This is a genomic window from Streptomyces sp. AHU1 (assembly GCF_045343905.1).
Taxonomy (GTDB): Bacteria; Actinomycetota; Actinomycetes; order Streptomycetales; family Streptomycetaceae; genus Streptomyces; species Streptomyces triticiradicis.
Window position 1 is genome coordinate 2,361,943 of the sequence record NZ_CP174283.1, and the last position, 26,514, is coordinate 2,388,456.

Here is a 26,514-nt window from a genome sequence, read left to right on the forward strand (position 1 = left end):
CGGTGGGCCTCGCGGGCTCAGCCCGCGAGGCCCACGACCAGCCAGATGAAGGCCACGCCCGCGACCGTGCACAGCAGGGTCGAGCGGGCGGGGTGCTCGTGGTGCGCCTCCGGGAGGATCTCGGCGGCGGCGAGGTAGAGGAGCACTCCGCCGAAGAGGCCGAGGTAGCCGCCGAGCAGCCGCTCGGGGATGGTGAAGAAGAGCGTCGAGGCGGCGCCGATCATGGGGGCCGCCGCGTCCGCGTACAGCATGAACAGGGCCTTGCGGCGGGCGTTCCCGTACAGGCTCGTGATCGTGTACGTGTTGAAGCCGTCCGCGAAGTCGTGGGCGATCACCGCGAGGGACACCGCGAGGCCCATGCCGCCGCCGACCTGGAAGGCGGCGCCGATCGCGACGCCGTCCATCGCGCTGTGGCCGACCATCGCGGCGGCCGCCGTGAGACCCACCTCGGGCGCGCGTCCGTCGTGCTCCCCGCCCCCGTGCGCGGCCTGGCGGTGGGCGAGGAGGCGTTCGACCAGATGGGCCAGCAGGAAGCCGGCCACGAACAGGAGCAGCGCGGCCGGTACGCCGAACACCTCGGTGCCCGCCGCGTCCAGCGCCTCCGGCAGCAGGTCGAGGCCGACCACGCCGAGCATCAGGCCGCCGGCCAGGCCGAGCACCAGATGGCGGCGGTCGGTCACCCGCTGCGCGGTCCAGCCGCCGACCAGCGTCATCAGGAACGCGCCGAGCGCGACGAGGACCGCCATAGGCCCTTGCTATCCGATGCACCCCCGTGTCCGCACATCGGGCGACGGCCGCGGGCCCGCCGAAGCGTTCGCGGCACCCCCGATGTGCGGCACCCCTGATGTGCGGCACCCCTGATTTCCCGCAGTACTCGTAGGAGAGGACCGATTCCCATGGCCGATGCCCCCACCGGCAAGGTGACCTTCGTCGGTGCCGGCCCCGGCGCCGCCGACCTGCTGACGTTCCGCGCCGCGCGCGCCATCGCCGAGGCCGATGTCGTGATCTGGGCGGCCAGCCTGGTGCAGGCCGAGGTCCTCGGCCACGCGCGCGAGGACGCCGAGATCCTCGACTCGGCGACGATGTCGCTGGAGGACGTCGTCGCCGTCTACGAGCGGGCCCGCGCCGAGGGCCTGCGGGTGGCGCGGATCCACTCCGGCGACCCGGCCCTGTGGGGCGGTACGCAGGAGCAGGTCGACCGGTGCGCCGGGATCGGCATCGAGACCGAGATCGTGCCGGGGGTCTCGTCCTTCTCCGCGGTGGCCGCGATCGCGCAGCGCGAGTTGACGATCCCCGAGGTCGCCCAGTCCGTGATCCTCACCCGGCTCGGCGGCGGCAAGACGCCGATGCCGCCCGGGGAGGACGTACGGGAGTTCGCGCGGCACGGCACGACGATGGCGCTGTTCCTGTCGGCGGCGCGCAGCGGGCAGCTGGTGCGGGAGCTGCTGGAGGGCGGCTATCCGACGACCACGCCCGTCGTGGTCGCCTACCAGGCGACCTGGCCGGAGGAGCTGGTCGTGAGGTGCACGGTCGGCACGCTGGAGGAGACCGTCAAGGAGCACAAGCTCTGGAAGCACACCCTGTTCCTGGTCGGCCCGGCGCTGGACGCGAGCGGCACCCGCTCGCACCTGTACCACCCGGGTCACTTCCACGGCTTCCGCAAGGCCGACCCGCAGGCGCGCGCCGAGCTGCGGGCCGCGCGCCGGGCCGGTGCGGGCGGTACCCAGGACCCGGCGTCGTGAGCGTGGACGTCACCGGTGCGGAGGGACGGCCGACCGGCGCGGAGGGAGCGTCCGCCGCTCTCGCGGACCGCTCCGGTGTGATCACCGTGGTCGGTACGGGGACGGGGGCGCCGCTGCCTCCGGACGCGGCGGAGGTGCTCGCCGGGGCCGGGCTGGTGGTGGGTGCCCGGCGGCACCTGGCGGCGGCCCGGCCGCCGGAGCGGGCGGAGCGGGTGGAGCTCGGGCCGCTGGCACCGGCCCTGGACCGGATCGAGCGGTACGCGGACGGCGGGGCGCGCGGGGGCCCGGTGGTGGTGCTCGCGTCGGGCGACCCCGGGTTCTTCGGGATCGTGCGGGCGCTCGCGGAGCGGTTCGGGGCCGGGCGGCTGGACGTCCGTCCCGGTGTCTCGTCGGTGGCGGCCGCGTTCGCCCGGCTCGGGCTGCCGTGGGACGACGCGGTGGTGGTCAGCGCGCACGGGCGGGATCTGCGCACGGCCGTCCTGGTCTGCCGGTCGCGGCCCAAGGTGGCGGTGCTGACCGCTCCCGGGTCCGGGCCCGCCGAGCTGGGCGCCGCCCTCGCCGACGCGGGCGCCGAGCGCGTCCTGGTGGTGGCGAGCGCCCTCGGCGACCCGGAGCGGGAGCGCGTCGAGCGGGTCACGCCCGCCGAGGCCGCCGCCCGCGACTGGGGTCCGGCGGTCAGTGTCGTGCTGTGTCTGGACGAGCGGCGGGCCCTGGCTCCCGCGCGGACCGTCGCCGGACCGGTGGCCGGTCCGGACCGCTGGGCCCTGGAGGAGGGCGAGTTCGCCCACCGCGACTCGATGATCAGCAAGTTCGAGGTGCGGGCGCTGGCGCTGGCCCGGATCGGGCCGCGGCTCGGCGACCTGGTGTGGGACATCGGCGCGGGCTCCGGTTCCGTCGCCGTGGAGTGCGCGCGGTTCGGCGCCGCGGTGACCGCGGTCGAGAAGACCGCGGACGGCTGCGAGCGGGTCCGCGCCAACGCGGCGGCGCACGGCGTGGACGTGCGGGTCGTGCACGGGTCCGCGCCCGCCGTGCTGTCCGGCCTGGACGCCCCCCACGATCCGGACGCGGTGTTCATCGGCGGCGGCGGACGGGAGCTGCCGGAGATCGTCTCGGTGTGCGCGCGGCGGGCCCGGCGGGCCGTCGTGGTCGCGATGGCCGCGCTCGACCGGGTTCCGGCCGCCCGGGACGCGCTCACCGCCGCCGGATTCGCCTGCGACGGCGCCCTGTTGCAGTCCTCGCGGCTCGCCCCGCTGCCGGGTGAGGTCTCCCGGCTCGCGGCGGCCAATCCCGTCTTCGTGCTGTGGGGCGTCCGGCCTCCGGCCACTACCGAAGGAGTCCCCCAGTGATCGGCCTGATTTCCGCCACGGCGGCGGGCGCGGCGGCCCGTGACCGGCTCGCCGCGGCCTGGCCCGCGCGTGCCCGGGTGTACGAGGGACCCGTGGCGGACGCCGTGCGGCGGGCCTTCGCGGAGTGCGACCAGATGGTGTGTTTCCTCGCCACGGGCGCGGTGGTACGGCTCGTCGCGCCGCTGCTCTCGGACAAGGGGGCGGACCCCGGCGTGGTGTGCGTCGACGAGGCGGGGCGGTTCGCCGTGTCGCTGGTCGGCGGCCACGCGGGCGGGGCGAACGAACTCGCGCGCGAGGTGGGCGGGTTGCTCGGCGCGGAGCCGGTGGTGACGACGGCGACCGACGCGGTCGGGGTGCCCGGTCTCGACACCCTCGGTCTCCCGGTGGAGGGGGACCTCGCCGGGGTCTCGCGGGCCATGCTGGACGGTGAACCGGTGGTGCTGGAGCGGGAGTCGCCCTGGCCGCTGCCCGCGCTGCCGCCGAACGTGGGGAGCCCCGCGGCGCCGGGAGCCGCCGTCGTCCGGGTGAGCGACCGTGAGCGGGAGCCCGTCGCGCGCGAGGTCGTGCTGCGTCCGCCGACCCTCGTCGTCGGTGTCGGCGCCTCCCGGGGCGCGTCCGTGGAGGAGGTCCTCGGACTCGTCGGGGACGCCCTGCGCGAGGCCGGCCTCTCCGCCTCGTCGGTGGCCGAACTCGCCACCGTGGACGCCAAGTCCGAGGAGCCCGGCATCGTCCTGGCGGCCGCCCGGCTCGGGGTCCCGCTCGTCACCCACAGCGCCGGGGAACTGGCGGCGGTGACGGTCCCGAACCCCTCCGGCGCGCCGCTCGCCGCCGTGGGGACCCCGTCCGTGGCGGAGGCCGCCGCGCTGATCGGCGGGGGCGAACTCCTCGTGCCCAAGCGGAAGTCGGTGCGGGACGACGGGCTGCCCGCGATGGCGACCTGCGCGGTCGTGCGCCGTCCGGCGCGCGGGCGGCTCGCGGTCGTCGGCCTCGGCCCCGGAGCCCGCGACCTGCTCACCCCGCGGGCGACCGCGGAACTGCGGCGGGCCGCGGTGCTCGTCGGGCTCGACCAGTACGTCGACCAGATCCGCGACCTGCTGCGGCCCGGCACGCTGATCCTGGAGTCGGGGCTGGGCGCCGAGGAGGAGCGGGCGCGCACGGCGGTGGCCGAGGCGCGCCGCGGACAGGCCGTCGCGCTGATCGGCAGCGGCGACGCGGGCGTGTACGCGATGGCCTCGCCGGCGCTGGCCGAGGCGTCGGACGACATCGACGTCGTCGGGGTGCCGGGTGTGACCGCGGCGCTCGCGGCCGGGGCGATCCTCGGCGCGCCGCTCGGCCACGACCACGTGTCGATCAGCCTGTCCGACCTGCACACGCCCTGGGAGGTCATCGAGCGCCGGGTGCGCGCGGCGGCCGAGGCCGACATCGTCGTGACCTTCTACAACCCGCGCAGCCGGGGCCGTGACTGGCAGCTCCCCGAGGCGCTCGCGATCCTCGCGGAGCACCGGGAGGCGGGGACGCCGGTGGGGGTCGTGCGCAACGCCTCCCGCCCGGACGAGTCGAGCCGGGTCACGACGCTGGGGTCCCTGGATCCGGGAATCGTCGACATGATGACCGTGGTGACCGTGGGCAACACGGCGACCCGCGAGATCGCCGGGCGCATGGTGACCCCGCGCGGCTACCGCTGGCAGAAGGAGGCCGAGTGAGCCGGACGGTCCAGACGCCGCCCGGACCCCGGGCCGCCGTACCGCCGTATCCCCCTGTACCCGAGGCCGACCGGGCCTCGAAGACCGCTGAGGCCGACCGGGCCTCGACGACCGCTGAGGCCCACCAGGCCTCGAAGACCGCCGCGGCCGACGCCGCCGAGGAGACATCGTGACCACCCCGCCCCCCGCCCTGCTCGTCGCCGGACACGGCACCCGGGACGAGGCCGGAGCCGAGGCCTTCCGTTCCTTCGTACGGGAACTGGGCCGCCGCCATCCCGAACTGCCCGTCGCCGGCGGGTTCATCGAGCTGTCGCCGCCCCCGCTGGGCGACGCCGTCGCCGAACTCGTCGGTCAGGGCGTACGGCGTTTCGCCGCCGTGCCGCTGATGCTGGTGTCGGCCGGGCACGCCAAGGGCGACATCCCGGCGGCGCTGGCCCGCGAGAAGGAGCGGCACCCCGGGATCTCGTACACGTACGGGCGTCCGCTGGGTCCGCATCCGTCGCTGCTCGCGGTGCTGGAGCGGCGGCTGGACGAGGCGCTCGGCGACGGCGCCGCGAGCCCCGAGGAGCGGGCCGGGGTGACCGTGCTGCTGGTGGGCCGCGGGTCCACCGACCCGGACGCCAACGCCGAGGTGCACAAGGCGGCGCGGCTGCTGTGGGAGGGCCGTGGGTACGCGGGCGTCGAGACCGCGTTCGTGTCCCTGGCGGCACCGGACGTGCCCGCCGGCCTCGACCGCTGCGCGAAGCTCGGCGCGCGCAGGATCGTGGTCCTGCCCTACTTCCTGTTCACCGGCATCCTCCCGGACCGGGTGCGGCGGCAGACGGAGGACTGGGCCGCCGCGCACCCGGAGGTCGAGGTGCGCTCCGCCGACGTCATCGGTCCCGAGCCCGAGCTGCTCGACCTGGTCATGGAGCGCTACCGGGAAGCCGTCGCGGGCGACCTGCGGATGAACTGCGACTCCTGCGTCTACCGGATCGCGCTGCCCGGCTTCGAGGACAAGGTGGGGCTCCCCCAGCAGCCGCACTTCCACCCGGACGACGACGGGCACGACGGACACGGGCACGACGGACACGGGCACCACCATCACGGGGGACACACGCATTCCCATGCCCACTGACGAGGCCGCCGAGGGCGGGCACGATCTGCGGCACCACGGCGACGCCGAGGTGCGCGACGACGGTTCCGAGCTGACCGATCTGGCCGTGAACGTCCGGACGGACACCCCGCCCGCGTGGCTCCTCGACCGGATCTCCGCGTCGCTGCCGTCGCTGGCGGCCTACCCGGACGGGCGGGCCGCCCGGGCGGCGGTGGCGGCGCGGCACGGGCTGCCGGTGGAGCGGGTGCTGCTCACGGCGGGCGCGGCGGAGGCCTTCGTGCTGCTCGCGCGCGCCCTGGAGGTGCGCCGGCCGGTCGTCGTGCATCCGCAGTTCACCGAGCCCGAGGCGGCGCTGCGGGACGCCGGGCACACGGTGGACCGCGTCCTGCTGCGCGAGGAGGACGGCTTCCGGCTCGATCCGGCCGCCGTCCCCGAGGACGCCGATCTCGTCGTGATCGGCAATCCGACCAATCCGACGTCGGTGCTGCACCCGGCCGGGACCCTCGCCCGACTGGCCCGCCCCGGGCGGGTGCTGGTGGTCGACGAGGCGTTCATGGACGCGGTGCCGGGCGAACGCGAGAGCCTGGCCGGGCGGACCGACGTCCCCGGTCTCGTCGTGCTGCGCAGTCTCACCAAGACGTGGGGCCTCGCGGGGCTGCGGATCGGCTACGTGCTCGCCGGGCCCGGGACGGTCGCCCGGCTGGAGCGCGCCCAGCCGCTGTGGCCGGTCTCCACGCCCGCGCTCGTGGCGGCGGAGGCGTGCGTGTCCTCGCGGGCGCTCGCGGAGGCGGGGCACGCGGCACTGCGGATCGCCAAGGACCGGGACCATCTCGTCGCGGGACTGAGGGAGTTCGCCTGCACCGACGGACTGCGGGTGGTGGAGCCGGCGGAGGGCTCCTTCGTCCTGGTCCGGCTGCCGCGGGCCGCCGGGGTGCGCCACGCCCTTCGCGATCTCGGGTTCGCGGTGCGGCGCGGGGACACGTTTCCCGGGCTCGGGGACGAGTGGCTGCGCATCGCGGTACGGGACCGGGCGACGGTCAACCGGTTCCTGCAGGCCCTGGACCGGGCGATGACCGTCGCCGGGGACGGCGGGGGCGGAGGCGGTACGGGCACCGGGGGCGGAACGGGGGTCGTTCCGCCCCGGCAGCCCCCTCCGCGCCTCCCGGGCCCTCCCGGCCCCCGCCCGGAGACACCCCCGCGGACCTCGTCCCCGGCCTGACCGCCCTGACCCCCGGACCCCGGACGGCCAGGCCCGTCCGGCCTCTCCCGGGTCCGGGGCGGGGGTACGGCCGGGCACCCGGGACGGCACCCGCGCACGGCGGGCCACCGGTCTCGGCGGCACCGGGGCACGGTGCCCATGGGCCCCGGCCCACCGGCACCCGACGGCCGTCCGCCCCGGCGCCCGTGGTCCGTCGGCCCCGTGGCGGAGAAGGACCACCGCTCCGGCACCCACCACGAGCAGGGCCCTCGTACCGTCGGCCGGACACGGCGTGGGAGCCCGACGGCCCGTCGGTACCGGCCTCGCGGGGACCCACGGCCGTCGGTCCCGGCGCGGCTCCGGGGAACGGCGGCCGTCGGTCCGGCGGCGCCGGGCCGCAGCCGGCGTCAGCCCCTGCGGCGGCGGGAGACGGCGACCGCTCCGCCGCCCGTGGCGAGCAGCGCCACCGCACCGCCGGCCAGGTACGGCGTCATGGAGCTGCCTCCGGTCTCGGCGAGGTCGCCGCCCTGCTCGTGACCGCCCTGCGGGCTCGCCTCGGACACCGGGGCGGCGGCCTCCTCGGAGGGAGCGGCCGGCTCGGGCTCCTCGGAGGGAGCGGCCGGCGCGGGCTCCTGGGCGGCGGGCGCGGCCGGCGACTCGCAGGTGGCCTTCGCCAGGGTCACCGTGCCCTCGACCGCGGCCACGCCCAGTTTCAACGGGTCGACGGACACGTTGAGTTCGAGCGCCGACGCGGCGGCCGTCCGGGAGGTCGTCGCGGTCCGGGAGAGGTCGAGCCGCACCTCGCCGACCCCGGGGACCTTCACGTGCGTCGGGCCGCCCGTCGTCAGCGTGACCTTCTTGCCGAGGACGGTGACGGAGCCCAGCAGGTTCGCGGTGGCGACGGGCCGCTCGCCCGCCTCGCAGGTCGCCTTCGAGGTCACCTGCTCGACCTCGACGAGCGACAGCAGCGGCAGCCCGGGGACGTGGACCACGGCGTGCGCGAGGTGCGTGGAGCCCTCCGCCTTGTCCGCCGACACGGTGGCCTCGGCGGTGGCGACGTCCGCCCGCAGCACGCTGAACGGACGTCCGCCGTCGACGCCGTCCAGCCGGGCGGTGAGCGAGGTCTTGTTCGCGCTCCGCGGTGCCCGCACCTCGTTCAGGGAGACCGCGAGCGGGACGTTCACGGACTTCTTGAGGAGGGACACGTCGAGCCCGGTGCGGAGCACGACGGCGCTCGCGCGGCCGTGGCCGTCGCTCGCGTGGGCGGAGCCGGCGCCGGCCAGCGCGGCGGGGCCCGCGGCGAGGACGGTGGCCGCCGCGGTGACGGCGAGACGGCGTACGGGCGTGCGGTGGTCGATGCTGTTCACGGGTGGGACCCCCATAGGAGAAAGCCTGGGACCCGGAAAGAATTACGCACTGAGAGTGAACAGTCAGGCACCTGAGGTGAGTTCACTCCTTCGTGGGTTCTCCGCGCACGCCTTCGAATCCCGGGGCACGGCTGTTCCCCGTCGTCACTCGTTCAACACACCTGGCCGAACACGCCGGTCGACGCGCCCGTCGGCGAACCGCCCACGGGCTGACGGGTCCGTTGGTGCGTAACGAGCGCGCCACCGGACCCGTCACGTTCCGTCAACCGACGACCCTCCCGTCCAGGACCACCCGGCGCGGATCCGCCAGGACCCGTACGTCCTGGCGCGGGTCCCCTTCGTAGACCACGAGGTCCGCGGGTGCCCCCTCGTCGAGGCCGGGCCGCCCGAGCCAGTGCCGGGCGCCCCACGCGGTGGCGGAGAGCGCCTCGACGGGCGGGATGCCGGCGGTGACGAGTTCGGCGACCTCGGCCGCGACGAGGCCGTGCGCGAGGGAGCCGCCCGCGTCGGTGCCGACGTAGACGGGGATCCCCGCGTCGTACGCGGCCCGCACCGTGTCGTAGCGGCGCTCGTGCAGCCGCCGCATGTGCGCCGACCACCGGGGGAACTTGGCCTCGCCGCCGTCCGCGAGCCGCGGGAAGGTGGCGATGTTCACGAGGGTCGGGACGATGGCGACCCCGCGCTCGGCGAAGAGCGGGACGGTGTCCTCGGTGAGGCCGGTGGCGTGCTCGATGCAGTCGATGCCCGCCTCGACCAGGTCCCGCAGCGAGTCCTCGGCGAAGCAGTGCGCGGTGACCCGGGCGCCGAGCCGGTGCGCCTCGGCGATCGCCGCCTCCACGGCCTCGCGCGGCCAGCAGGCGCCCAGGTCGCCGGTGCCGCGGTCGAGCCAGTCGCCGACGAGCTTGACCCAGCCGTCGCCGCGCCGGGCCTCCCCGGCGACGTACGCGACGAGGTCCTCGGGCTCGATCTCGTGGGCGTAGTTGCGGATGTAGCGGCGGGTGCGGGCGATGTGCCGGCCCGCACGGATGATCTTCGGGAGGTCGTCGCGGTCGTCGATCCAACGGGTGTCGGAGGGCGAGCCGGCGTCCCGGATGAGCAGGGTGCCGGCGTCGCGGTCGGTCAGCGCCTGCTTCTCGGAGACGTCCGCCGGGACCGGGCCGTGGGCGTCGAGCCCGACGTGGCAGTGCGCGTCGACCAGGCCGGGCAGCGCCCAGCCCTCGACGGTGCGGACGTCACGGGCGCCGCCGGGGCGCTCGTACGAGATCCGGCCGCCGACGACCCACAGTTCGTCGCGGACGTCGTCGGGTCCGACGAGGACCCGCCCCTTCACGTGCAGTACCGGGTGATCGCTCATGTCATGCACCTTAGTGAGACGACTCGCCCTCCCCGCTCCCCTCCCCGCTCCCTTCCTCGACGTCCGCCATCGCCGGGTCGAGCAGCCGGGACAGGAAGTGCCGGGTCCGCTCGTGGGCCGGCCTGCCGATCACCTGGGCCGGCGCGCCCTCCTCGACGATCACGCCGCCGTCCATGAAGACGACCCGGTCGGCGACCTCCCGCGCGAAGGACATCTCGTGGGTGACGACCATCATCGTCATGCCCTCGTCGGCGAGCATCCGCATGACGGCGAGGACGTCGCCGACGAGTTCGGGGTCGAGCGCCGAGGTCGGCTCGTCGAAGAGCATCACGTCGGGCCCCATGGCCAGCGCGCGGGCGATCGCGACGCGCTGCTGCTGGCCGCCGGAGAGCGAGCCCGGATAGGCGTCGGCCTTCTCCGCGAGCCCCACCCGGGCGAGGTTCTCCGCGGCGATCCGGGCGGCGTCGTCCTTGCTCCGGCCGAGCACCCGGCGCTGCGGAAGCGTGAGGTTCCCGGTCACCGAGAGGTGGGGGAAGAGGTTGAACTGCTGGAAGACCATGCCGATGCGACGGCGTACGGCGTCGATGTCGACGTCCGGGTCCGTGACCTCCGTCCCGCCGACGAACACCCGGCCTCCGGTGGGCTCCTCCAGGAGGTTCACACAGCGCAGCAGGGTCGACTTCCCGGAGCCCGACGGGCCGATCACGCAGACGACCTCGCCCTGGGCGATCTCCAGGTCGATGCCCTTCAGCACCTCGTTGTCGCCGAAGGACTTGTGGAGGTCCTGCACCCGGATCTCGGACGTGCTCACTTGGTGACCTCCCCCGACTTCGCTTCGAGACGCCGCACGACGAAACCGAGCGGGATCGTCACGAGCAGGTAGCACAGGCCCGCGACCAGGATCGGCGTGGAGTTGGCGGTCGTGCTGGCCAGGTCGCGGCCGTACTTGGACAGTTCCCGCTCCTCCAGGGTGACACCGAGGAACAGCACCAGCGAGGAGTCCTTGAAGAGGGTCACGAGTTCGTTGGTGAGCGGCGGGAGAATGATCCTGAACGCCTGCGGGACGATGATCGAGACCATGGCCCGGGCGTGCGAGAAGCCCAGCGAGCGGGCCGCCTCCATCTGTCCTCTGGGTACGGCCTGGATGCCCGCCCGGAACGTCTCGGCCATGTACGCGGCCCCCACCAGGCCGAGGGCGATGGCGACCTTGCCGTACGTCCCGCCCGGGATCTCCGTGCCCGGGAACGCGAGCGGCACCGCGACGCCCACGAAGATGAAGATCACCAGGGCGGGCAGACCGCGGAAGACCTCGATGTAGATCCCGGCGAACCAGCGGTAGGGACCCACCGACGACAGACGCATCAGGGCGATGACGATGCCCAGCACCAGACCGACGACGAAGCCGAACGTCGTGTAGAGGACCGTGTTCTTCAGCGCCAGCGTGATGACGTCCGGGAACATCTGCTTGACCAGGTCCCACTGGAAGAACTGGTTCTTCAGACGGCCCCAGTCCGCCGTGACCGCGAAGGCGATCACGACGGCGGCGAAGACGACGTACTGCGCGCCGCGCGAGATCCGGCGCTTCTGGCGCCGGCTCAGGCCGGACCGGCGGGGCTGCTGGGCGGGTGCACCGGCATCACTCATGAGGCGGACGGGGAGGCGGAGGCCGCGGCCGCGTCGTACGGGCCGATCCACTTCTCGTAGAGCTTCTTGTAGGTGCCGTCGGCCTTGGCGTCCGCGATGGCCTTGTTGATGGCGGCGAGGAGCTTGGTGTTGCCCTTCTTCACCGTGAAGCCGTACTGCTCACCGGTGTTGATGTTGTCGGCCACCTTGAAGGCGTCGGCGTTGGCCTTGTCCTTCAGCCAGCCCTGGACGACCGGGTAGTCGATGACGACGGCCTGCACCTGCCCGCTGCGCAGCCCGCTGAGGACCGCGTCGGAGGATTCGAAGGAGACCGGGTCGAAGCCCTGCTTCTTCGCGTAGTCCTCACCGGTGGTCTGCGCCTGGGCGCCGAGCTTGACGCCCTTCGCCTTGACGTCGGCGAGCGAGGTGACGCCGCTCTTCTTGTCGACCAGGACGGCCTGGGTGGCGTCGAAGTACGGGTCGGAGAAGTCGACGTTCTTCTTGCGCTCCTCGGTGATCGTCATACCGGCGGCGGCGAGGTCGCACTGCTCGGAGTTGAGGAACGCGCCCGTCTTGAAGTTCTCGAAGGGCGTGTCGACGATGGCCTGCTTCACCCCGAGGTCCTGGGCGACGAGGTCGATCAGCGACACGTCGAAGCCCTGCACCTTGCCGTCGATCTCCGACTGGAAGGGGGGGTAGGGCAGGTGGGTGCAGGTCGTGAGCTGACCGCTCTTGACCAGCGGGACCCCGCTCGCGGTGGTGGTCTTGCCGCCTCCGCTGTCCGAGGAGCAGCCGGCCACGAGCAGCAGCCCGGCCGTGGCGGTGGTGGCGGCCAGAATGCGGGTCCGGCGTCCGGGGACCGAGTACACGGGGACCTCCAGTGGGGGTGACAGAGGGTCGACAGACGGAACACAGAGTTCCGATTATAAGGAAAGGTTTGGGTTGCTCAAATCATTCCGATGGCCACTGGGCCGTCTGGCCTCAGAATTCGCCGGTCCGGGTATCCCGGGGGCGGCGGTTACGCTCTGATCGTCGACCCCACCGTGAGTGAAGAGAGCACCGCCGTGACCCATCCCCTTCTTGACCTGGCGCCACTGAGCGCCGCCCGCTTCGCGTCGATCGAGGACCGTGTCGCCCGGCTGCTCGGCACCGCGCAGGACGTCGTGATCATGCAGGGCGAGGCGCTGCTCCCCCTGGAAGGGGCCATCCGGGGGACGGCCGGTCCCGGCACCACCGCCCTGAACGTCATCACCGGCCCCTACGGCCAGACGTTCGGGAACTGGCTGCGGGACTGCGGGGCGACCGTGATCGATCTGGCGGTGCCGTTCCACACCGCGGTCACCGCCGCGCAGATCCGCGAGGCCTTCGCCGAGCACCCGTCGATCGACTTCGTGTCGCTCGTGCACGCCGAGGCCGCCACCGGGAACACCAACCCTGTGGCGGAGATCGGCGAGGTCGTGCGCGAGCACGGCGCGCTCTTCTACCTGGACGCCGTCGCCTCGATCGGCGCCGAGCCGGTGCTGCCGGACGCCTGGGGCGTCGACCTGTGCGTGATCGGGGCGCAGAAGGCGATGGGCGGTCCCGCCGGGGTGTCGGCCGTGTCGGTGAGCGAGCGGGCCTGGGCGCGCATGGCCGCGAACCCCGGTGCGCCGCGCCGCTCCTACCTCTCCCTGCTGGACTGGAAGGAGCGCTGGGTCGACGGGGGCCGCAAGGCGCTGCTGCACGCGCCGGCGCAGCTGGAGATGCTGGCGCTGGAGGCGTGCGTCGAGCGGATCGAGGGCGAGGGCCTCGACACGGTGACGGCCCGTCACGCCTCGGCCGCCGCGGCCACCCGGGCGGGAGCCGTGGCCCTCGGCGGGGGCCTCGCCCCGTTCGTGGAGGCCGCCTCCGACGCGGCGCCCGTCGCCACCACGCTGCGGGTGCCCGAGGGCGCGGACGCGTCCGCGGTGGTCGCGAAGGCGCTGGCCGTGGATCCCGCGCTGCCGCTCGCCGCGGGCGGCGGCGCCCTCGCGCAGTCGATGATCCGCGTGAACCACTACGGTCCCGACGCCACCCGGGACGCCGTGCACGCCTGTCTCGCGGGGCTCGGCGCGGCACTGGCCGGGTCCGGATTCCCGGTGGACCCGGAGGGAGCGCGCCGGGCCGCGGAACCGGCCTGGGGCTGACCCGCGGGCGTCCGGCGGAGGTGTCCGCGCCTCCGCCGGGGCACCGGACCGGTGCCCCGGGAGCTCCTCGGGCCCACCGGACCAGGGCCCTCGGGCCCTGGCGGCGCGCCCGCGGACGCACGGGAATCGCAAATCCACTCCTCACTGCTGTCCGCCGAAATTCGGAACGGAATTTCCCGGCATCGACCGGAAAAGCTTCCCGCGTTCTCCTGCCCGCTTCTCCCGTGAGTAAACGCAAAGATTCCGCGAACGCCGAATGGCGCGTTCGGGCGGATCCTCCCCACATTTCGTCGCTGTGACACACTCCACAGCGCACCCCTTTTCCGGGGTATTTTCCGGGCAGAAGCCCCCATAAAACCGTGGTCACCGCCACTTTCTCACGGGCGCGTGATAACACATCGCCGACGCATCCGTAACCCGGGACGACGATGCAATCCGAACTTTCCGTCGGTAAATTCAATCCGCATGACCGTCGCCCAAGCAGACCTGTCAGCGAAATTCCTGGAAATGCCCGAAGGCCTTCGGATCGACCGTCCGGAGGTGGCCGACGGGGCCGCCCTGTGGCGTATCGCCAAGGACTCCCGGACCCTCGACCTGAACTCGTCGTACAGCTATCTGCTGTGGTGCCGTGACTTCGCCGGCACCACGGCGGTGGCCCGCGACACCGACGGACGGCCCGTCGGTTTCGTCACCGCGTACGCGCGCCCCGAGCGTCCCCGGACGCTCCTCGTGTGGCAGGTGGCCGTCGACGCGGCGTACCGCGGCAAAGGACTGGCCGCACGACTGCTCGACGGGCTGACCGCGCGGGTGGCTGCCGAGCGCGGGCTGTCCGCCGTCGAGACCACCATCACCCCGGGCAACACCGCCTCCGAGCGCCTGTTCACGTCGTACGCGCGGCGTCACGGAGCGGCCGTCGAGCGCGAGGTCCTGTTCGGGACGGCGCAGTTCCCCGACGGGCCGCACGACCCCGAAGTGCTGTACCGCATCGGCCCGTTCTCCGCCTGACCCCTCCTGTCTCCCCTCCCCCCCCACACGCTTCGAGGAGCGAATCGCCTTGACCATCACCCAGCCCGACCTCAGCGTCTTCGAGACCCTGGAATCGGAGGTGCGCAGCTACTGCCGCAACTGGCCCACCGTCTTCGACCGGGCCCGGGGCAGCCGCATGTACGACGAGGACGGACACGAGTTCCTCGACTTCTTCGCCGGTGCCGGGTCGCTGAACTACGGCCACAACAACCCCGTGCTCAAACGGGCCCTGATCGACTACCTGGAGCGCGACGGCGTCACCCACGGGCTCGACATGTCGACGACCGCCAAACGCGGTTTCCTGGAGGCCTTCCAGAACCTGGTGCTGCGGCCGCGCGACCTGCCGTACAAGGTGATGTTCCCCGGCCCGACCGGCACCAACGCCGTCGAGTCGGCGCTGAAGCTCGCGCGGAAGGTGAAGGGGCGCGAGGCGATCGTGTCGTTCACCAACGCCTTCCACGGGATGTCGCTCGGTTCGCTCGCCGTGACCGGCAACGCCTTCAAGCGGGCGGGCGCCGGCGTCCCGCTGGTGCACGGCACCCCGATGCCGTTCGACAACTACTTCGACGGGCGGGTGCCGGACTTCCTGTGGTTCGAACGGCTCCTGGAGGACCAGGGATCCGGGCTGAACCAGCCCGCCGCGGTGATCGTCGAGACCGTGCAGGGCGAGGGCGGGATCAACATCGCGCGGCCCGAGTGGCTGCGCGCGCTCGCCGATCTGTGCGCGCGCCGCGACATGCTGCTCATCGTCGACGACATCCAGATGGGCTGCGGGCGGACCGGCGCGTTCTTCTCCTTCGAGGAGGCGGGGATCGTGCCCGACATCGTGACGGTGTCCAAGTCCATCAGCGGATACGGGCTGCCGATGTCGCTGTGCCTGTTCAGGCCCGAGCTGGACATCTGGGAGCCGGGCGAGCACAACGGCACCTTCCGCGGCAACAACCCGGCGTTCGTCACGGCCACCGCCGCCCTGGAGGCCTACTGGGCCGACGGGTCCGCGATGGAGAAGCAGACCCGTGCCCGCGGCGAGCAGATCGAACGGGCGCTGGTCTCCGTCACCGAGGAGAACCTCGCCGACGTCAAGGAGTACCGGGGCCGCGGACTCGTCTGGGGCATCGAGTTCAAGGACAAGGCCCGCGCCGCGCGGGTGTCCCGCCGCGCCTTCGAACTCGGGCTGCTCGTCGAGACGTCCGGCCCGGAGAGCGAGGTCGTGAAACTGCTGCCCGCCCTCACCATCACCCCCGACGAACTCGACGAGGGCCTGCGCACGTTGGCCCGCGCGGTCGCCGAGACCGCCTGACGGGCCGCCGCGCGCCACGGGGCGCGCGGACCGGGCACGAACACGGGAAACCCGGGAACGAGAGACGCGGGAACGAACGCCCCGAGCGCGAGAAGCCCCGCGAGGGACACGAGAGAGACACGAGAGAGAGGCATCGCACCACCGTGATAGTCCGTTCGCTCAAGGAACTCGAAGGAACCGACCGGCACGTGAAGGCCGCGTCCGGCACCTGGGAGAGCAAGCGCATCGTCCTCGCCGGGGAGAGGGTCGGCTTCTCCCTGCACGAGACGGTCCTGTACGCGGGTACGGAGACCCGGATGTGGTACGCGAACCACGTCGAGGCCGTGCTCTGCGTGGAGGGCGAGGCCGAACTCACCGACGAGGAGACCGGCGAGAAGCACTGGATCGCCCCTGGGACGATGTACCTGCTGAACGGCCACGAGCGCCACACCCTGCGCCCGAGGACCGACTTCCGGTGCGTCTGCGTCTTCAACCCGCCCGTCACCGGACGGGAGGACCACGACGAGAACGGCGTCTACCCCCTGCTCACCGAACCCGAGGAGGTGTGACACACCGATGACCACACTCACCGATGCGTATCCCAGCCGCGCCGCCACCGAAGTGGCCGTCCCCCGCCAGGACCCGGTCGTCTGGGGCGCGCCGGACGAACCCGGCCCGATCTCGGTCCCCGACCTCCACTCCTACGAGCGCGACGGCTTCCTCGCCGTCGAGGAGCTCCTCTCCGAGGACGAGGTCGCCGTCTACCGGCGGGAGCTGGAACGGCTCGTCACCGATCCGGCGGTCCGCGCGGACGAGCGCTCGGTCGTCGAACCGAGGACGCGGGAGATCCGGTCCGTCTTCGAGGTGCACCGGATCAGCGAGGTCTTCGCCGGCCTCGTGCGCGACGAGCGCGTCGTCGGCCGGGCCCGGCAGATCCTCGGCTCGGACGTGTACGTCCACCAGTCGCGGATCAACGTCAAGCCGGGCTTCGGGGCCAGCGGCTTCTACTGGCACTCGGACTTCGAGACCTGGCACGCGGAGGACGGTCTGCCGAACATGCGGACCGTGTCCGTCTCGATCGCGCTGACCGAGAACCTCGACACCAACGGCGGCCTCATGATCATGCCGGGGTCGCACAGGACGTTCCTCGGGTGCGCGGGGGCCACGCCGAAGGACAACTACAAGAAGTCGCTCCAGATGCAGGACGCGGGCACCCCCTCCGACGAGGCGCTCACCGAACTCGCGAGCCGGCACGGCATCAAGCTCTTCACGGGCAAGGCCGGTTCGGCGACCTGGTTCGACTGCAACTGCATGCACGGCTCGGGGGACAACATCACCCCGTTCCCGCGCAGCAACGTCTTCATCGTGTTCAACAGCGTGGAGAACACGGCCGTCGAACCGTTCGCGGCGCCCGTGCGCAGGCCGGAGTTCATCGGGGCACGGGACTTCACGCCGGTGCGGTGACGCCTCCGGCGGGATGAACCGGGAACGGCGGTCCCGGGGAGCACGTGCTCCCCGGGACCGTCCGCCGTGTCAGCCGGCCAGCACGTCCAGGAGGCGGTCGACGTCGGCGGGCGTGTTGTAGAGGTGGAACGACGCCCGCAGATTGCCCGCGCGGTTCGACACCTCGACACCGGCCCGGCTCAACTCTCCCTGACGGTGGCCCAGTCCGGGCACCGAGACGATGGCGGAGCCGGGTGCCGGCAGCGGCTGGTGGTCCAGCGCGGCCAGCCCCGCGCGGAACCGGTCCGCGAGGGCGAGGTCGTGCGCGCGAACGGTGTCCACGCCGAGTTCCTCGATCAGTTCGAGGGAGTGGCGCACCCCGGCGTAGGTGAACAGCGCGGGGCTCACGTCGAACCGGCGGGCGGAGCGGGCGAGTTCCTGCACCGGGCCGTAGCAGCTGTTCCAGGGTTCCTCCGCCGCGACCCAGCCCGCGAGCACCGGGGTGAGCCCGCCGAAGTCCTCGGGCACGACGAGGAAGGCCGCGCCGTGCGGGCCCAGCAGCCACTTGAAGGTGATGCACACGGTGAAGTCGTAGCCGTCGGCGTCGACCGGCAGCCAGCCCGCCGCCTGCGAGAAGTCGACGTAGGTGCGTGCCCCGTGTTCGCGGGCCGCCTCGCGCAGCGCGGGCAGGTCGGCGATCCGTCCGTCGGCGGACTGCGCGGCGCTGACCGCGACGAGCGCCGTGCCGGGACGCACGGACTCGGCGATCCGCTCCAGTGGTACGGCGCGCACCTTCAGGTCGCCGCGGACGTGGAACGGGTTCAGCACGGAGGTGAAGTCGTCCTCGGCGGTGAGGACTTCGGACCCGGGGGCCAGCCCGGCCGCGATCAGCGCGGTCTGCGCGGCGACGGACGGGCCGGCGGCGACCCGGGCGGCCGGGACGCCGGCCAGCCGGGCGAAGCAGGCGCGGGCCAGCTCGACGTCCTCGTAGAGGGAGTCGAGCGGCCTGCCCGCGGCCCGCAGCGCCACCGCCTCGTGCAGGGCGGCGACGGTACGGGCCGGAAGCAGGCCGTTGCTGGCCGTGTTCAGGTAGGTGTTCTCCGGGGCGAACTCGGCACGGACGAGGGTCTCGAAGGTCTCCATGGGACCACTGTGGGCCCGGACGGTGCCCAAGTCCATCGCCAACTTTTACGGGGTTTCCCCAAGCGATGCTTATGAATGGGCTCCGACCTGCGGTTTCCGGCGCCGGAGCCCCCGTACCGCGCTCACCTGTTCTGCGGAACCGCGCAGCCGTCCGGGCCACAGGCCTCGGCGCCCTCGTCCTGTACGAGCGTGAGCTGCGGACGCTCGCCCCAGGCCTGGGTCAGCGCCTGGGTGAAGACCTCGGCGGGCTGCGCGCCGGAGACGCCGTACGTGCGGTCCAGGACGAAGAAGGGGACGCCGTTCGCGCCCAGCTCGGCGGCCTCGCGCTCGTCGGCGCGGACGTCGTCGGCGTAGGCGGCCGGGTCGGCGAGCACCTCACGGGCGTCGGCGGCGTCGAGCCCGGCGGCGACGGCCAGCTCCACGAGCCGCTCGTCGTCGCCGAAGACGGTCCGCTCCTCGGCGAAGTTGGCCTTGTAGAACAGGTCGATCAGCTCGTCCTGGCGGCCGCGCGCCTTGGCGAGGTGCAGCAGGCGGTGCATGTCGAAGGTGTTGCCGTGGTCGCGGTCCCGGGTGCGGTACGCGAGGCCCTCGGCGGCGGCCTGCGTACCGAGGTTCTCCTCGCCCGCCTGCGCCTGCGCCTCGCTCATGCCGTACTTCTTGGTGAGCATCGTGATCACGGGCTGGATGTCGCCCTTGGCCCGGCCGGGGTCCAGCTCGAACGAACGGTGCACGACCTCGACCTCGTCACGGTGCGGGAAGGCGTCGAGCGCCTTCTCGAAACGGGCCTTTCCGACGTAGCACCACGGGCAGGCGATGTCGGACCAGATCTCGACGCGCATTCTTCGGCTCTCTCCAGGTCGTGCGGATACGGGACACCCTCCGGGGACGTCATTTAGGTGAACATTCAAGCGGCTCGGGTCATTCCCCGGCCGCCTCCGCGCTCCCGTCCCTCTCCGCGCCCCCGGCCACGGCGTACCGCAGATACAGGTGGTGATCACCCTCCTCGGGCGGGTTCTCCGGATCGGGGACCCAGCCCAGGCGGGCGTAGAAGGCCTGCGCGCGCAGATTGTCGGTGTGCACGTCGAGCGTCGCCGTGCGCTTCCCGTCGGCCTGCCACTCCTCCACGCAGGCCGCGTGCAGCACCGTGCCGATCCCGGCCCGCCAGCGGTCGGGGTCGACGTGGAACTGGAAGAGCTTGACCGTGTCCGCGGGCGCGCCCTCGTCCGTACGGAAGGAGGCGATGCCCGCGATCCGGCCGTCCTGCACGAGGCACAGCACATGACCGTCGGGACGCTCGATGGCGCCCCGCCAGGCGGCGAGCCAGTCGGTGCCGTCCTGGGGCACTCCGTCCGGGTAGTACGTCGCCCGGGCCCGGGCGTGCAGGTCGGCGACGGCGGCCGCCTCGGCGGGCAGCGCGGTCCTGATCACCCGGCGCACACGGTTCACACGGTCCTCGATCATGCAACTGAGGACGTGACCGCGGACGGCCCGGTTCCGTACCCGGCCGGATCCGCACGGAACGGACCCGGCACGGAACAGGCCCCGCACTGCGGGGCCGGGGCCCGGCGGCTAGCTGCCGTCGCGCAGGTCGCGCGGCCAGGACGGGCGGAACTCGATGCCGTCGTAGGTCACCACGCAGCCCTCCCCCATCGGCGACTGGGTCATGAAGCCGACCAGCGCGGCCCCGGTCTCCTTCTCGTCGGCCAGGGTGAAGAGGCGGACGAAGGTCCAGCGCTCACCGTCGCGGGAGGCGTGGAAGGCGAAGGCCCGGCCGGTGCGGCTCACCCGCAGCCAGACGGAACTTCCCTCCACGGTGAAGGAGTTGGCGTCGTCGGAGTGTCCCTGGGTGACCACCGTGCAGACGGTGGGAACGTCCGGGGAGTACTCCAGGCACAGCTTCGCCCAGGCCCGCTCCCCCACGTGGACGTAGAGCACGCCCGCGTCGAAGGCCGCCCCGAAGCCCACCGTCACGCGGGCGATCAGCTGGAAGTCGCCTTCCGGCGAGCCGAGCAGCCGGGGCGCGTCGGAGGCCGGGTCGAGTCCTTCGCCGGTGGGCGGCACGAAACGGTCCTGCCGGGGCCCGGCCCAGCCGGTGAGCACACCGTCCTCGTACGACCAGTTCCCGTCGGGGCCGTAGGTGCGGAGGGAGAAAGGGAGTTCGGGGAGTGTGACGTCCATGGGCCGAGTCTCTCAGGTCCGGGGGCGGTCCCTCGGCGATACGAAGGGGGGTCGCACGACGACCCGCACGACACCCGTCGGCGACGGCGAACAGGACCGGCCGGGTCCGGGACGGAACCGCCCCGGTACGAAACCGGCCGGGTCCGCCGCCGGACCGGCCTGCCACGGAACCGGCCCCGCCCACCGCCGAAACCGGCCCCCGGCCGAACCGGCCGGCACGGCACGAGGCCCGGCGGACCGGCACGGCACGAGACGCGGCCCGCCGCCGAACCGGTCCGGCCCGCCGCAAAGGCGCTAGCGCTCCAGGCGCCCGTCGTACCGCCGGGGCAGTCCCAGCGGGTTGTCGTCGCGCAGCTCGGGCGGCAGCAGTGCCTCGGGCACGCCCTGGTAGGCCACCGGCCGCATCCAGCGCTCGATGGCGGTGCCGCCGACCGAGGTGGACGTCGAGGTCGTCGCGGGGTACGGCCCTCCGTGGTGCTGGGCCGGGGCGACGGCGACCCCGGTCGGCCAGCCGTTCACCAGGACCCGGCCCGCGAGGGAGGTGAGTTCGGCGAGGATCTCCGCGCCGCGCCCCTCGCCCACGGCCTCCTCCGCGGAGAGCTGCACCGTGGCCGTGAGGTTGCCGGGGAGCCGGGAGAGCACCGCGCCCGCCTCGGACTCGTCCTCGTAGCGCGCCACGACCGTGAGCGGCCCGAAGCACTCCTCGAGGAGCAGGTCGTGCTCGCCCTCGGCCGCGAGCCTGCCCGCGGGCACGGTCAGGAAGCCGGGGCTCACCGTGTGCTCACCGCCCGCGCCCGGTGTCACCGGGGCCTGGACGTCCGGGAGCCCGGCGCGCTCGGCGACCCCGGCGATGAAGTTGTCCCGCATGCGGTGGTCGAGCAGGACCCCGGCGGCGGTGCCGCTCACCGCGTCGGTCAGGGACTTCAGCAGACGGTCGCCCGCCTCGCCGGCCGGAGCGAGCACCAGGCCCGGCTTCACGCAGAACTGGCCGACGCCCAGGGTCATCGAGCCGGCGAGTCCCGCGCCGATCTCCTCGGCGCGCTCGACGGCCGCGGCCTCGGTGACGACGACGGGGTTGAGGGAGCCCAGCTCGCCGTGGAACGGGATCGGCACCGGACGCGCGGCGGCCGCGTCGAACAGCGCGCGCCCGCCGCGGACGGAACCGGTGAACCCGGCCGCCGTGACCAGCGGGTGCCGGACCAGCTCGACACCGGCCTCGAAGCCGTGCACGAGGCCGACGACGCCCTCGGGGATGCCGTGCCGGGCCGCCGCGCGGCGCAGGACGGCCGCGACCAGCTCGGAGAGCGCCGGGTGGTCGGGGTGGGCCTTGACGACGACCGGGCAGCCCGCGGCCAGCGCGCTCGCCGTGTCGCCGCCGGCCACCGAGAAGGCGAAGGGGAAGTTCGAGGCCGAGTACACGGCGACGACGCCCAGCGGCACCTTGTAGCGGCGCAGGTCCGGGATCGGCGGGGTCGCCGTGGCGTCCGGGTGGTTGATCACGACGTCGAGGAAGGCGCCCTCGTCCACGATCCCGGCGAACGCGCGCAACTGGTAGCAGGTGCGGGCGAGCTCCCCGGTGAGCCGGACCGGGCCGAGCGCGGTCTCCGCGTCGGCGGCCTCGACGAGCAGGTCCTCGGCGCCTTCGAGCAGGTCGGCGGCGGTGCGCAGGAACGCGGCGCGGACGGTGCGGTCGGCGAGGGCGGGACGCGCGGCGTGCGCGGCGCGGACGGCCTCGTCCACCTCCTGGCCGGTGGCCTCCACCGCGACCTGTTCCCGCCGCTTCCCGGTACGGGGGTCGACACTCCAGACTGGTGCTGCTGCCACCGCGGGTCCCTTCACATGTGAGGCCACGTTCGTGTGTCACCCACCAGGTCCGTTCGATATGCTGAACGCTGTCTCTGATGGTGAACTTGCTGCTCGGAGACTATTTCCCGTCCAACGAAGGGGTCAAGGGCGATGTCGGCAGGCGAGACAGGCGGCGGGGCGCAGGTCAAGTCCGCGGTGCGGACCGTTGAATTGCTGGAGTACTTCGCCGGCCGGCCCGGAATGCACTCCCTCGCCGCGGTCCAGGAGGCCGTCGGATATCCCAAGTCCAGCCTGTACATGCTGCTGCGCACGCTCGTGGAGCTCGGCTGGGTCGAGACGGACGCGACGGGCACGCGGTACGGCATCGGCGTACGGGCCCTGCTGGTCGGCACCTCCTACATCGACGGCGACGAGGTGGTCGCCGCGGCCCGCCCCACCCTCGACCGCCTCTCCGACGACACCACCGAGACGATCCACCTCGCGCGCCTGGACGGCACGAACGTCGTCTACCTGGCCACCCGGCAGTCGCAGCACTATCTGCGCCCCTTCACCCGGGTCGGCCGCAGGCTCCCCGCCCACTCCACCTCGCTCGGCAAGGCGCTGCTGGCCACGTATGGCGACGAGCAGGTCCGCAAGATGCTGCCGGAGACGCTGCCCGCGCTGACCGAGCACACGATCACCGACCGGGAGAAGCTCATCGAGGAGCTGCACCAGGTGCGGGAGCAGGGCTTCGCGGTGGACCGCGAGGAGAACACGCTGGGGCTGCGCTGCTTCGGCGTGGCGATCCCGTACCGCACGCCCGCCCGTGACGCGATCAGCTGCTCGGTCCCCGTGGCCCGGCTCACCCCCGCGCACGAGCAGATGGTCAAGGACGCCCTGTTCGACGCCCGCGACCGGCTCACCCTGGCCACCCGCAGGCTCTGACGGAAGGGGCCCCGCGTCCCTCGTGAGGCGTCGGCCTCATGAGGGATCGATGAGAAAAACGGGCGGACGGGAACGATTCGTCCCCGACCGCTCGTCCTTCAGTGCGGGATGAACAAGACGATCAGGCGTACCGCCGTCTTCACTCTGCTGCTCGTGCTCTCCCTGCTGGTCAGGGCGACCTGGGTGCAGTTCTACGACGGCCGGGCGCTCGCGGACGACAAGGAAAACCGGCGGAACGCGATCGCGCTGTACGCGAACCCGCTCGGGAACATCATCGTGGCCGGGGAGGCGATCACCGGCTCCGCGCGGACGACAGGGAGCGATCTCAAGTACAAGAGGACGTACAAGGACGGCAGCCTGTACGCGGCGGTCACCGGTTACAGCTCCCAGGTCTACGGGTCCACCCAGCTGGAGGGCATCTACCAGAAGCTGCTGGACGGCTCGGACATCTCGCTGAAGAACCCGCTGGACACGCTCACGAACAAGCGCGCCGACCCCGGTGACGTGGTCACGACGATCGACCCGGCCGTGCAGAAGGCCGCGTACGCGGCGCTCGGGAGCAACAAGGGCGCCGCCGTCGCGATCGACCCGAAGACCGGCAAGATCCTCTCGGTCGTCTCGACACCGTCGTACGACCCGACGTCGATCAGCGCGGGGAACGACAGCGTCTGGAAGAAGCTGACCAAGGATCCCGACAAGCCGCTGGTCAACCGCGCGCTGCGGCAGCCGCTGCCGCCGGGCTCGACGTTCAAGCTGGTCGTGGCCGCCGCCGCGCTGGAGGACGGGCTCTACGAGGACGTGGACGCGAAGACGGACAGCCCGGATCCGTACGTCCTGCCGGGCACGACGACCCCGCTGAAGAACGAGAACGCGTCCGCGCCCTGCGAGAACGCCTCGATCCGGGTCGCGCTCCAGTACTCCTGCAACAACGTCTTCGGGAAGATGGCGGTCGACCTGGGCCAGGACAAGGTCAGGGCGATGGCGGAGAAGTTCGGCTTCAACGACACGAAGCAGGACGTGCCGGTGCGGGCGTACGCCAGCGTGTACCCCGAGGGCATGGACAAGTCGTCCACGGCGCTGACCGGCATCGGGCAGTACGACGTCACCGCGACCCCGCTCCAGATGGCCATGGTGTCCGCCGCCATTGCCAACGACGGCAAGCTGGTCTCGCCGCATATGGTGTCGCAGACCAGCGATGCCGACGGCGACGTGCTGAGGGACTACGACGACAGCGCCGGGACCGAGCGGATCGTCAGCTCGGAGACCGCCCGGCAGCTCCGCTCCGCGATGCGGACGGTCGTCGAGGACGGCACGGGCACCAACGCCCTGATCCCCGGCGCGACCGTGGGCGGCAAGACCGGCACGGCCCAGCACGGCGAGAAGAACAGCAAGACGCCGTACGCCTGGTTCACCTCGTTCGCGAAGTCCGACTCGAACGGCAAGGAGGTGGCCGTCGCGGTGATGGTCGAGCAGTCGGACGCGGCGCGCTCGGAGGTCAGCGGCAACGGACTGGCGGCGCCGGTCGCCAAGGCGATGATGCGCGCGGCCCTGAAGGACTGAGGCGCACCCGGCCCGTACGCGAGGCGGCCCCGCACCCGGTCGGGTGCGGGGCCGCCTCCTCACGTGCGGGACCCCTCGCGCGGTCCGGCCGCCTCACGTCACTTCACACCGAGCAGCTGCTCCACCGGGTCGATCGCGAAGTAGACCAGGAACAGCGCCGAGACGGCCCACAGCAGCCAGTTGACCTCCTTGGCCTTGCCCAGCACCGCCTTGATGACGACGTAGGCGATGAAACCGGCGCCGATGCCGTCGGTGATGGAGTACGTGAACGGCATCGCGGCGATGGTCAGGAACGCCGGGATCGCGATCTCGTACTTGTTCCAGTCGATGTGCTTGACGTGGGTCATCATCAGGAACCCGACCGCGATCAGCGCGGGCGCCGCGGCCTGGAGCGGGACGATGGTCAGCAGCGGGGTGAGGAAGAGCGCGAGACCGAAGAGCCCGCCGGTGACCAGGTTGGCGAAACCGGTGCGGGCGCCCTCGCCGACACCGGCCGCGGACTCGATGTAGGCGGTGTTGGAGGAGGCGGAGCCCAGACCGCCCGCGACGGCGGCCGCGCCGTCGATGAACAGGACCCGCCCGATGCCCGGGACCTGCCCCTGCTCGTCGAGCAGCCCGGCCTCGGCGCTGATGCCCACGATGGTGCCCATGGCGTCGAAGAAGTCCGACAGCACCAGGGTGAAGACCAGCAGGACCGCGGTGAGCACCCCGGCCTCGGCGAAGCCGCCGAACAGGTCGACGTGGCCGACGAGTCCGAAGTCCGGGGTGGCGACGATCTTGTCCGGGACCTTGGGAGTGGTCAGGCCCCAGCTCTTGATGTCGGCGAGGGCGTCGATGACGATCGCGACGACGGTCATCGTCACGATGCTGATGAGGATGGCGCCCTTCACCTTGCGGGCGAGCAGCGCGATGGTCAGCAGGACGCCGAGACAGAAGACGAGGACGGGCCAGCCGGTCAGCCGGCCCACGGCACCGAGCTGCACGGGCACGGTGGTGTGCGCGACGTCCGGGATGCGGCTGACGAACCCGGCGTCCACGAAGCCGATGAACGCGATGAACAGGCCGATGCCGACACCGATGGCCTGCTTCAGCTGCTGCGGGATCGCGTTCATGATCGCTTCCCGGAGGCCGGTGAGCACCAGGACGCAGATCAGGAGACCCTCGAGGACGACGAGGCCCATCGCGTCGTCCCAGCTCATCAGCGGGGCCAGCTGGAAGGCCACGACGGCGTTGAGGCCGAGGCCCGCGGCGATGGCGAGCGGAAGGTTGCCGCCGATGCCCATGGCTACGGTCATCACGCACGCCACCAGTGCGGTGGCGGTGACCAGTTGGCCGGTGTCGAGCGTGTGCCCGAACTTGTCCTTGGCGCTACCGAGGATGATGGGGTTCAGGACGAGGATGTAGGCCATGGTGAAGAAGGTGGCGAATCCGCCGCGTATCTCCCGGCCGACGGTGGAGCCTCTGGCGGATATCTTGAAGAACCCGTCGACCCCGCCTGCCGCCGGTGGTGCGGCACTTGGCCGGTTGTCGACCTTTTGCTCTTCGGACATGGCATTTCTCC

Annotated in this window: 25 protein-coding genes; 13 read left to right on the plus strand and 12 right to left on the minus strand. The window is 72.7% G+C overall.

Translation table 11 applies throughout. From position 1 onward, the window contains the following. Window positions 1-17: 17 nt before the first annotated feature. Window positions 18-746 carry a ZIP family metal transporter gene (locus ACICHK_RS10790; protein WP_406836716.1) on the minus strand — a complete coding sequence of 243 codons (729 nt, stop codon included), beginning with the start codon at window positions 744-746 and terminating at the stop codon, window positions 18-20. Between the two features lie 150 nt (window positions 747-896). Between ACICHK_RS10790 and cobM the strand changes: the two genes are divergently transcribed. The 6 genes from cobM (at window position 897) to cobC (ending at window position 7,106) form a co-directional block, all read left to right on the plus strand. Then, window positions 897-1,742: a precorrin-4 C(11)-methyltransferase gene (cobM, locus tag ACICHK_RS10795; RefSeq protein ID WP_406836717.1), complete on the plus strand. Its 846-nt coding sequence runs from the start codon at window positions 897-899 to the stop codon at window positions 1,740-1,742. A 77-nt stretch (window positions 1,743-1,819) separates the two neighbouring features. Next, window positions 1,820-3,088 carry a precorrin-6y C5,15-methyltransferase (decarboxylating) subunit CbiE gene (gene cbiE, locus ACICHK_RS10800; protein ID WP_406841192.1) on the plus strand — a complete coding sequence of 423 codons (1,269 nt, stop codon included), beginning with the start codon at window positions 1,820-1,822 and terminating at the stop codon, window positions 3,086-3,088. Then, window positions 3,085-4,791, plus strand: coding sequence for a precorrin-3B C(17)-methyltransferase (cobJ, locus tag ACICHK_RS10805; protein WP_406836718.1), 1,707 nt, complete (start codon window positions 3,085-3,087; stop codon window positions 4,789-4,791). Before cbiE ends, cobJ begins: the two co-directional genes overlap by 4 nt. Next, window positions 4,788-4,964 carry a hypothetical protein gene (locus ACICHK_RS10810; protein ID WP_406836719.1) on the plus strand — a complete coding sequence of 59 codons (177 nt, stop codon included), beginning with the start codon at window positions 4,788-4,790 and terminating at the stop codon, window positions 4,962-4,964. The genes cobJ and ACICHK_RS10810 overlap by 4 nt, the downstream gene beginning before the upstream one ends. After that, the gene (locus ACICHK_RS10815; RefSeq protein WP_406836720.1) at window positions 4,961-5,908 is read left to right on the plus strand and encodes a sirohydrochlorin chelatase; all 948 of its coding nucleotides are present in this window, start codon (window positions 4,961-4,963) and stop codon (window positions 5,906-5,908) included. Before ACICHK_RS10810 ends, ACICHK_RS10815 begins: the two co-directional genes overlap by 4 nt. Then, window positions 5,898-7,106, plus strand: coding sequence for an Rv2231c family pyridoxal phosphate-dependent protein CobC (gene cobC / locus ACICHK_RS10820; protein ID WP_406836721.1), 1,209 nt, complete (start codon window positions 5,898-5,900; stop codon window positions 7,104-7,106). The genes ACICHK_RS10815 and cobC overlap by 11 nt, the downstream gene beginning before the upstream one ends. A 386-nt stretch (window positions 7,107-7,492) precedes the next feature. On the opposite strand, the gene ACICHK_RS10825 is transcribed toward cobC, so the two are convergent. The 5 genes from ACICHK_RS10825 to ACICHK_RS10845 form a co-directional block, all read right to left on the minus strand. Beyond that, window positions 7,493-8,452, minus strand: a complete 960-nt coding sequence (locus tag ACICHK_RS10825) for an SCO1860 family LAETG-anchored protein (protein WP_406841193.1) — start codon at window positions 8,450-8,452, stop codon at window positions 7,493-7,495. A 262-nt stretch (window positions 8,453-8,714) separates the two neighbouring features. Continuing rightward, complete coding sequence (locus ACICHK_RS10830) at window positions 8,715-9,806, minus strand: amidohydrolase family protein (RefSeq protein WP_406836722.1); 1,092 nt, start codon at window positions 9,804-9,806, stop codon at window positions 8,715-8,717. Between the two features lie 10 nt (window positions 9,807-9,816). Continuing rightward, window positions 9,817-10,617, minus strand: coding sequence for an amino acid ABC transporter ATP-binding protein (locus tag ACICHK_RS10835; RefSeq protein WP_151470399.1), 801 nt, complete (start codon window positions 10,615-10,617; stop codon window positions 9,817-9,819). Then, a complete protein-coding gene (locus tag ACICHK_RS10840; protein ID WP_151470398.1) occupies window positions 10,614-11,450 on the minus strand; it encodes an amino acid ABC transporter permease in 837 nt (278 codons plus the stop codon). Before ACICHK_RS10840 ends, ACICHK_RS10835 begins: the two co-directional genes overlap by 4 nt. Beyond that, window positions 11,447-12,298 (minus strand): transporter substrate-binding domain-containing protein, encoded by an 852-nt coding sequence (locus ACICHK_RS10845; RefSeq protein WP_406836723.1) that lies wholly within the window; start codon window positions 12,296-12,298, stop codon window positions 11,447-11,449. The genes ACICHK_RS10840 and ACICHK_RS10845 overlap by 4 nt, the downstream gene beginning before the upstream one ends. A 195-nt stretch (window positions 12,299-12,493) precedes the next feature. Between ACICHK_RS10845 and ACICHK_RS10850 the strand changes: the two genes are divergently transcribed. The 5 genes from ACICHK_RS10850 (at window position 12,494) to thpD (ending at window position 17,363) form a co-directional block, all read left to right on the plus strand. After that, window positions 12,494-13,594 (plus strand): pyridoxal-phosphate-dependent aminotransferase family protein, encoded by a 1,101-nt coding sequence (locus ACICHK_RS10850; protein WP_406841194.1) that lies wholly within the window; start codon window positions 12,494-12,496, stop codon window positions 13,592-13,594. A 465-nt stretch (window positions 13,595-14,059) separates the two neighbouring features. Further along, window positions 14,060-14,599, plus strand: coding sequence for a diaminobutyrate acetyltransferase (gene ectA / locus ACICHK_RS10855; protein WP_406836724.1), 540 nt, complete (start codon window positions 14,060-14,062; stop codon window positions 14,597-14,599). 49 nt (window positions 14,600-14,648) lie between these two features. Further along, on the plus strand, window positions 14,649-15,920 hold the full coding sequence (gene ectB, locus ACICHK_RS10860; RefSeq protein WP_406836725.1) for a diaminobutyrate--2-oxoglutarate transaminase: 1,272 nt from the start codon (window positions 14,649-14,651) through the stop codon (window positions 15,918-15,920). Window positions 15,921-16,063: 143 nt separating this feature from the next. Further along, a complete protein-coding gene (locus ACICHK_RS10865) occupies window positions 16,064-16,468 on the plus strand; it encodes an ectoine synthase (RefSeq protein WP_406836726.1) in 405 nt (134 codons plus the stop codon). A gap of 7 nt (window positions 16,469-16,475) precedes the next feature. Beyond that, window positions 16,476-17,363 carry an ectoine hydroxylase gene (thpD, locus tag ACICHK_RS10870; RefSeq protein ID WP_151470394.1) on the plus strand — a complete coding sequence of 296 codons (888 nt, stop codon included), beginning with the start codon at window positions 16,476-16,478 and terminating at the stop codon, window positions 17,361-17,363. A 69-nt stretch (window positions 17,364-17,432) separates the two neighbouring features. Here thpD and ACICHK_RS10875 read toward each other — a convergent pair whose 3' ends face one another. From ACICHK_RS10875 to ACICHK_RS10895, 5 genes are all read right to left on the minus strand, one after another. Continuing rightward, the gene (locus ACICHK_RS10875) at window positions 17,433-18,485 is read right to left on the minus strand and encodes an aminotransferase class V-fold PLP-dependent enzyme (protein WP_406836727.1); all 1,053 of its coding nucleotides are present in this window, start codon (window positions 18,483-18,485) and stop codon (window positions 17,433-17,435) included. A gap of 122 nt (window positions 18,486-18,607) precedes the next feature. Continuing rightward, the gene (locus ACICHK_RS10880) at window positions 18,608-19,324 is read right to left on the minus strand and encodes a DsbA family oxidoreductase (RefSeq protein WP_406836728.1); all 717 of its coding nucleotides are present in this window, start codon (window positions 19,322-19,324) and stop codon (window positions 18,608-18,610) included. A gap of 79 nt (window positions 19,325-19,403) precedes the next feature. Then, window positions 19,404-19,946: a GNAT family N-acetyltransferase gene (locus ACICHK_RS10885; protein ID WP_192582466.1), complete on the minus strand. Its 543-nt coding sequence runs from the start codon at window positions 19,944-19,946 to the stop codon at window positions 19,404-19,406. Window positions 19,947-20,054: 108 nt separating this feature from the next. Continuing rightward, window positions 20,055-20,663 (minus strand): DUF1349 domain-containing protein, encoded by a 609-nt coding sequence (locus ACICHK_RS10890; RefSeq protein ID WP_151470391.1) that lies wholly within the window; start codon window positions 20,661-20,663, stop codon window positions 20,055-20,057. Between the two features lie 294 nt (window positions 20,664-20,957). Next, window positions 20,958-22,487 (minus strand): aldehyde dehydrogenase (NADP(+)), encoded by a 1,530-nt coding sequence (locus ACICHK_RS10895; protein WP_406836729.1) that lies wholly within the window; start codon window positions 22,485-22,487, stop codon window positions 20,958-20,960. 132 nt (window positions 22,488-22,619) lie between these two features. On the opposite strand from ACICHK_RS10895, the gene ACICHK_RS10900 reads away from it, so the two are divergent. After that, window positions 22,620-23,393, plus strand: coding sequence for an IclR family transcriptional regulator (locus ACICHK_RS10900; RefSeq protein WP_151470389.1), 774 nt, complete (start codon window positions 22,620-22,622; stop codon window positions 23,391-23,393). Between the two features lie 108 nt (window positions 23,394-23,501). Next, window positions 23,502-24,953, plus strand: coding sequence for a peptidoglycan D,D-transpeptidase FtsI family protein (locus tag ACICHK_RS10905; protein ID WP_406836730.1), 1,452 nt, complete (start codon window positions 23,502-23,504; stop codon window positions 24,951-24,953). Window positions 24,954-25,051: 98 nt separating this feature from the next. Here ACICHK_RS10905 and ACICHK_RS10910 read toward each other — a convergent pair whose 3' ends face one another. Continuing rightward, the gene (locus ACICHK_RS10910) at window positions 25,052-26,503 is read right to left on the minus strand and encodes an NCS2 family permease (RefSeq protein ID WP_406836731.1); all 1,452 of its coding nucleotides are present in this window, start codon (window positions 26,501-26,503) and stop codon (window positions 25,052-25,054) included. Window positions 26,504-26,514: the final 11 nt, after the last annotated feature.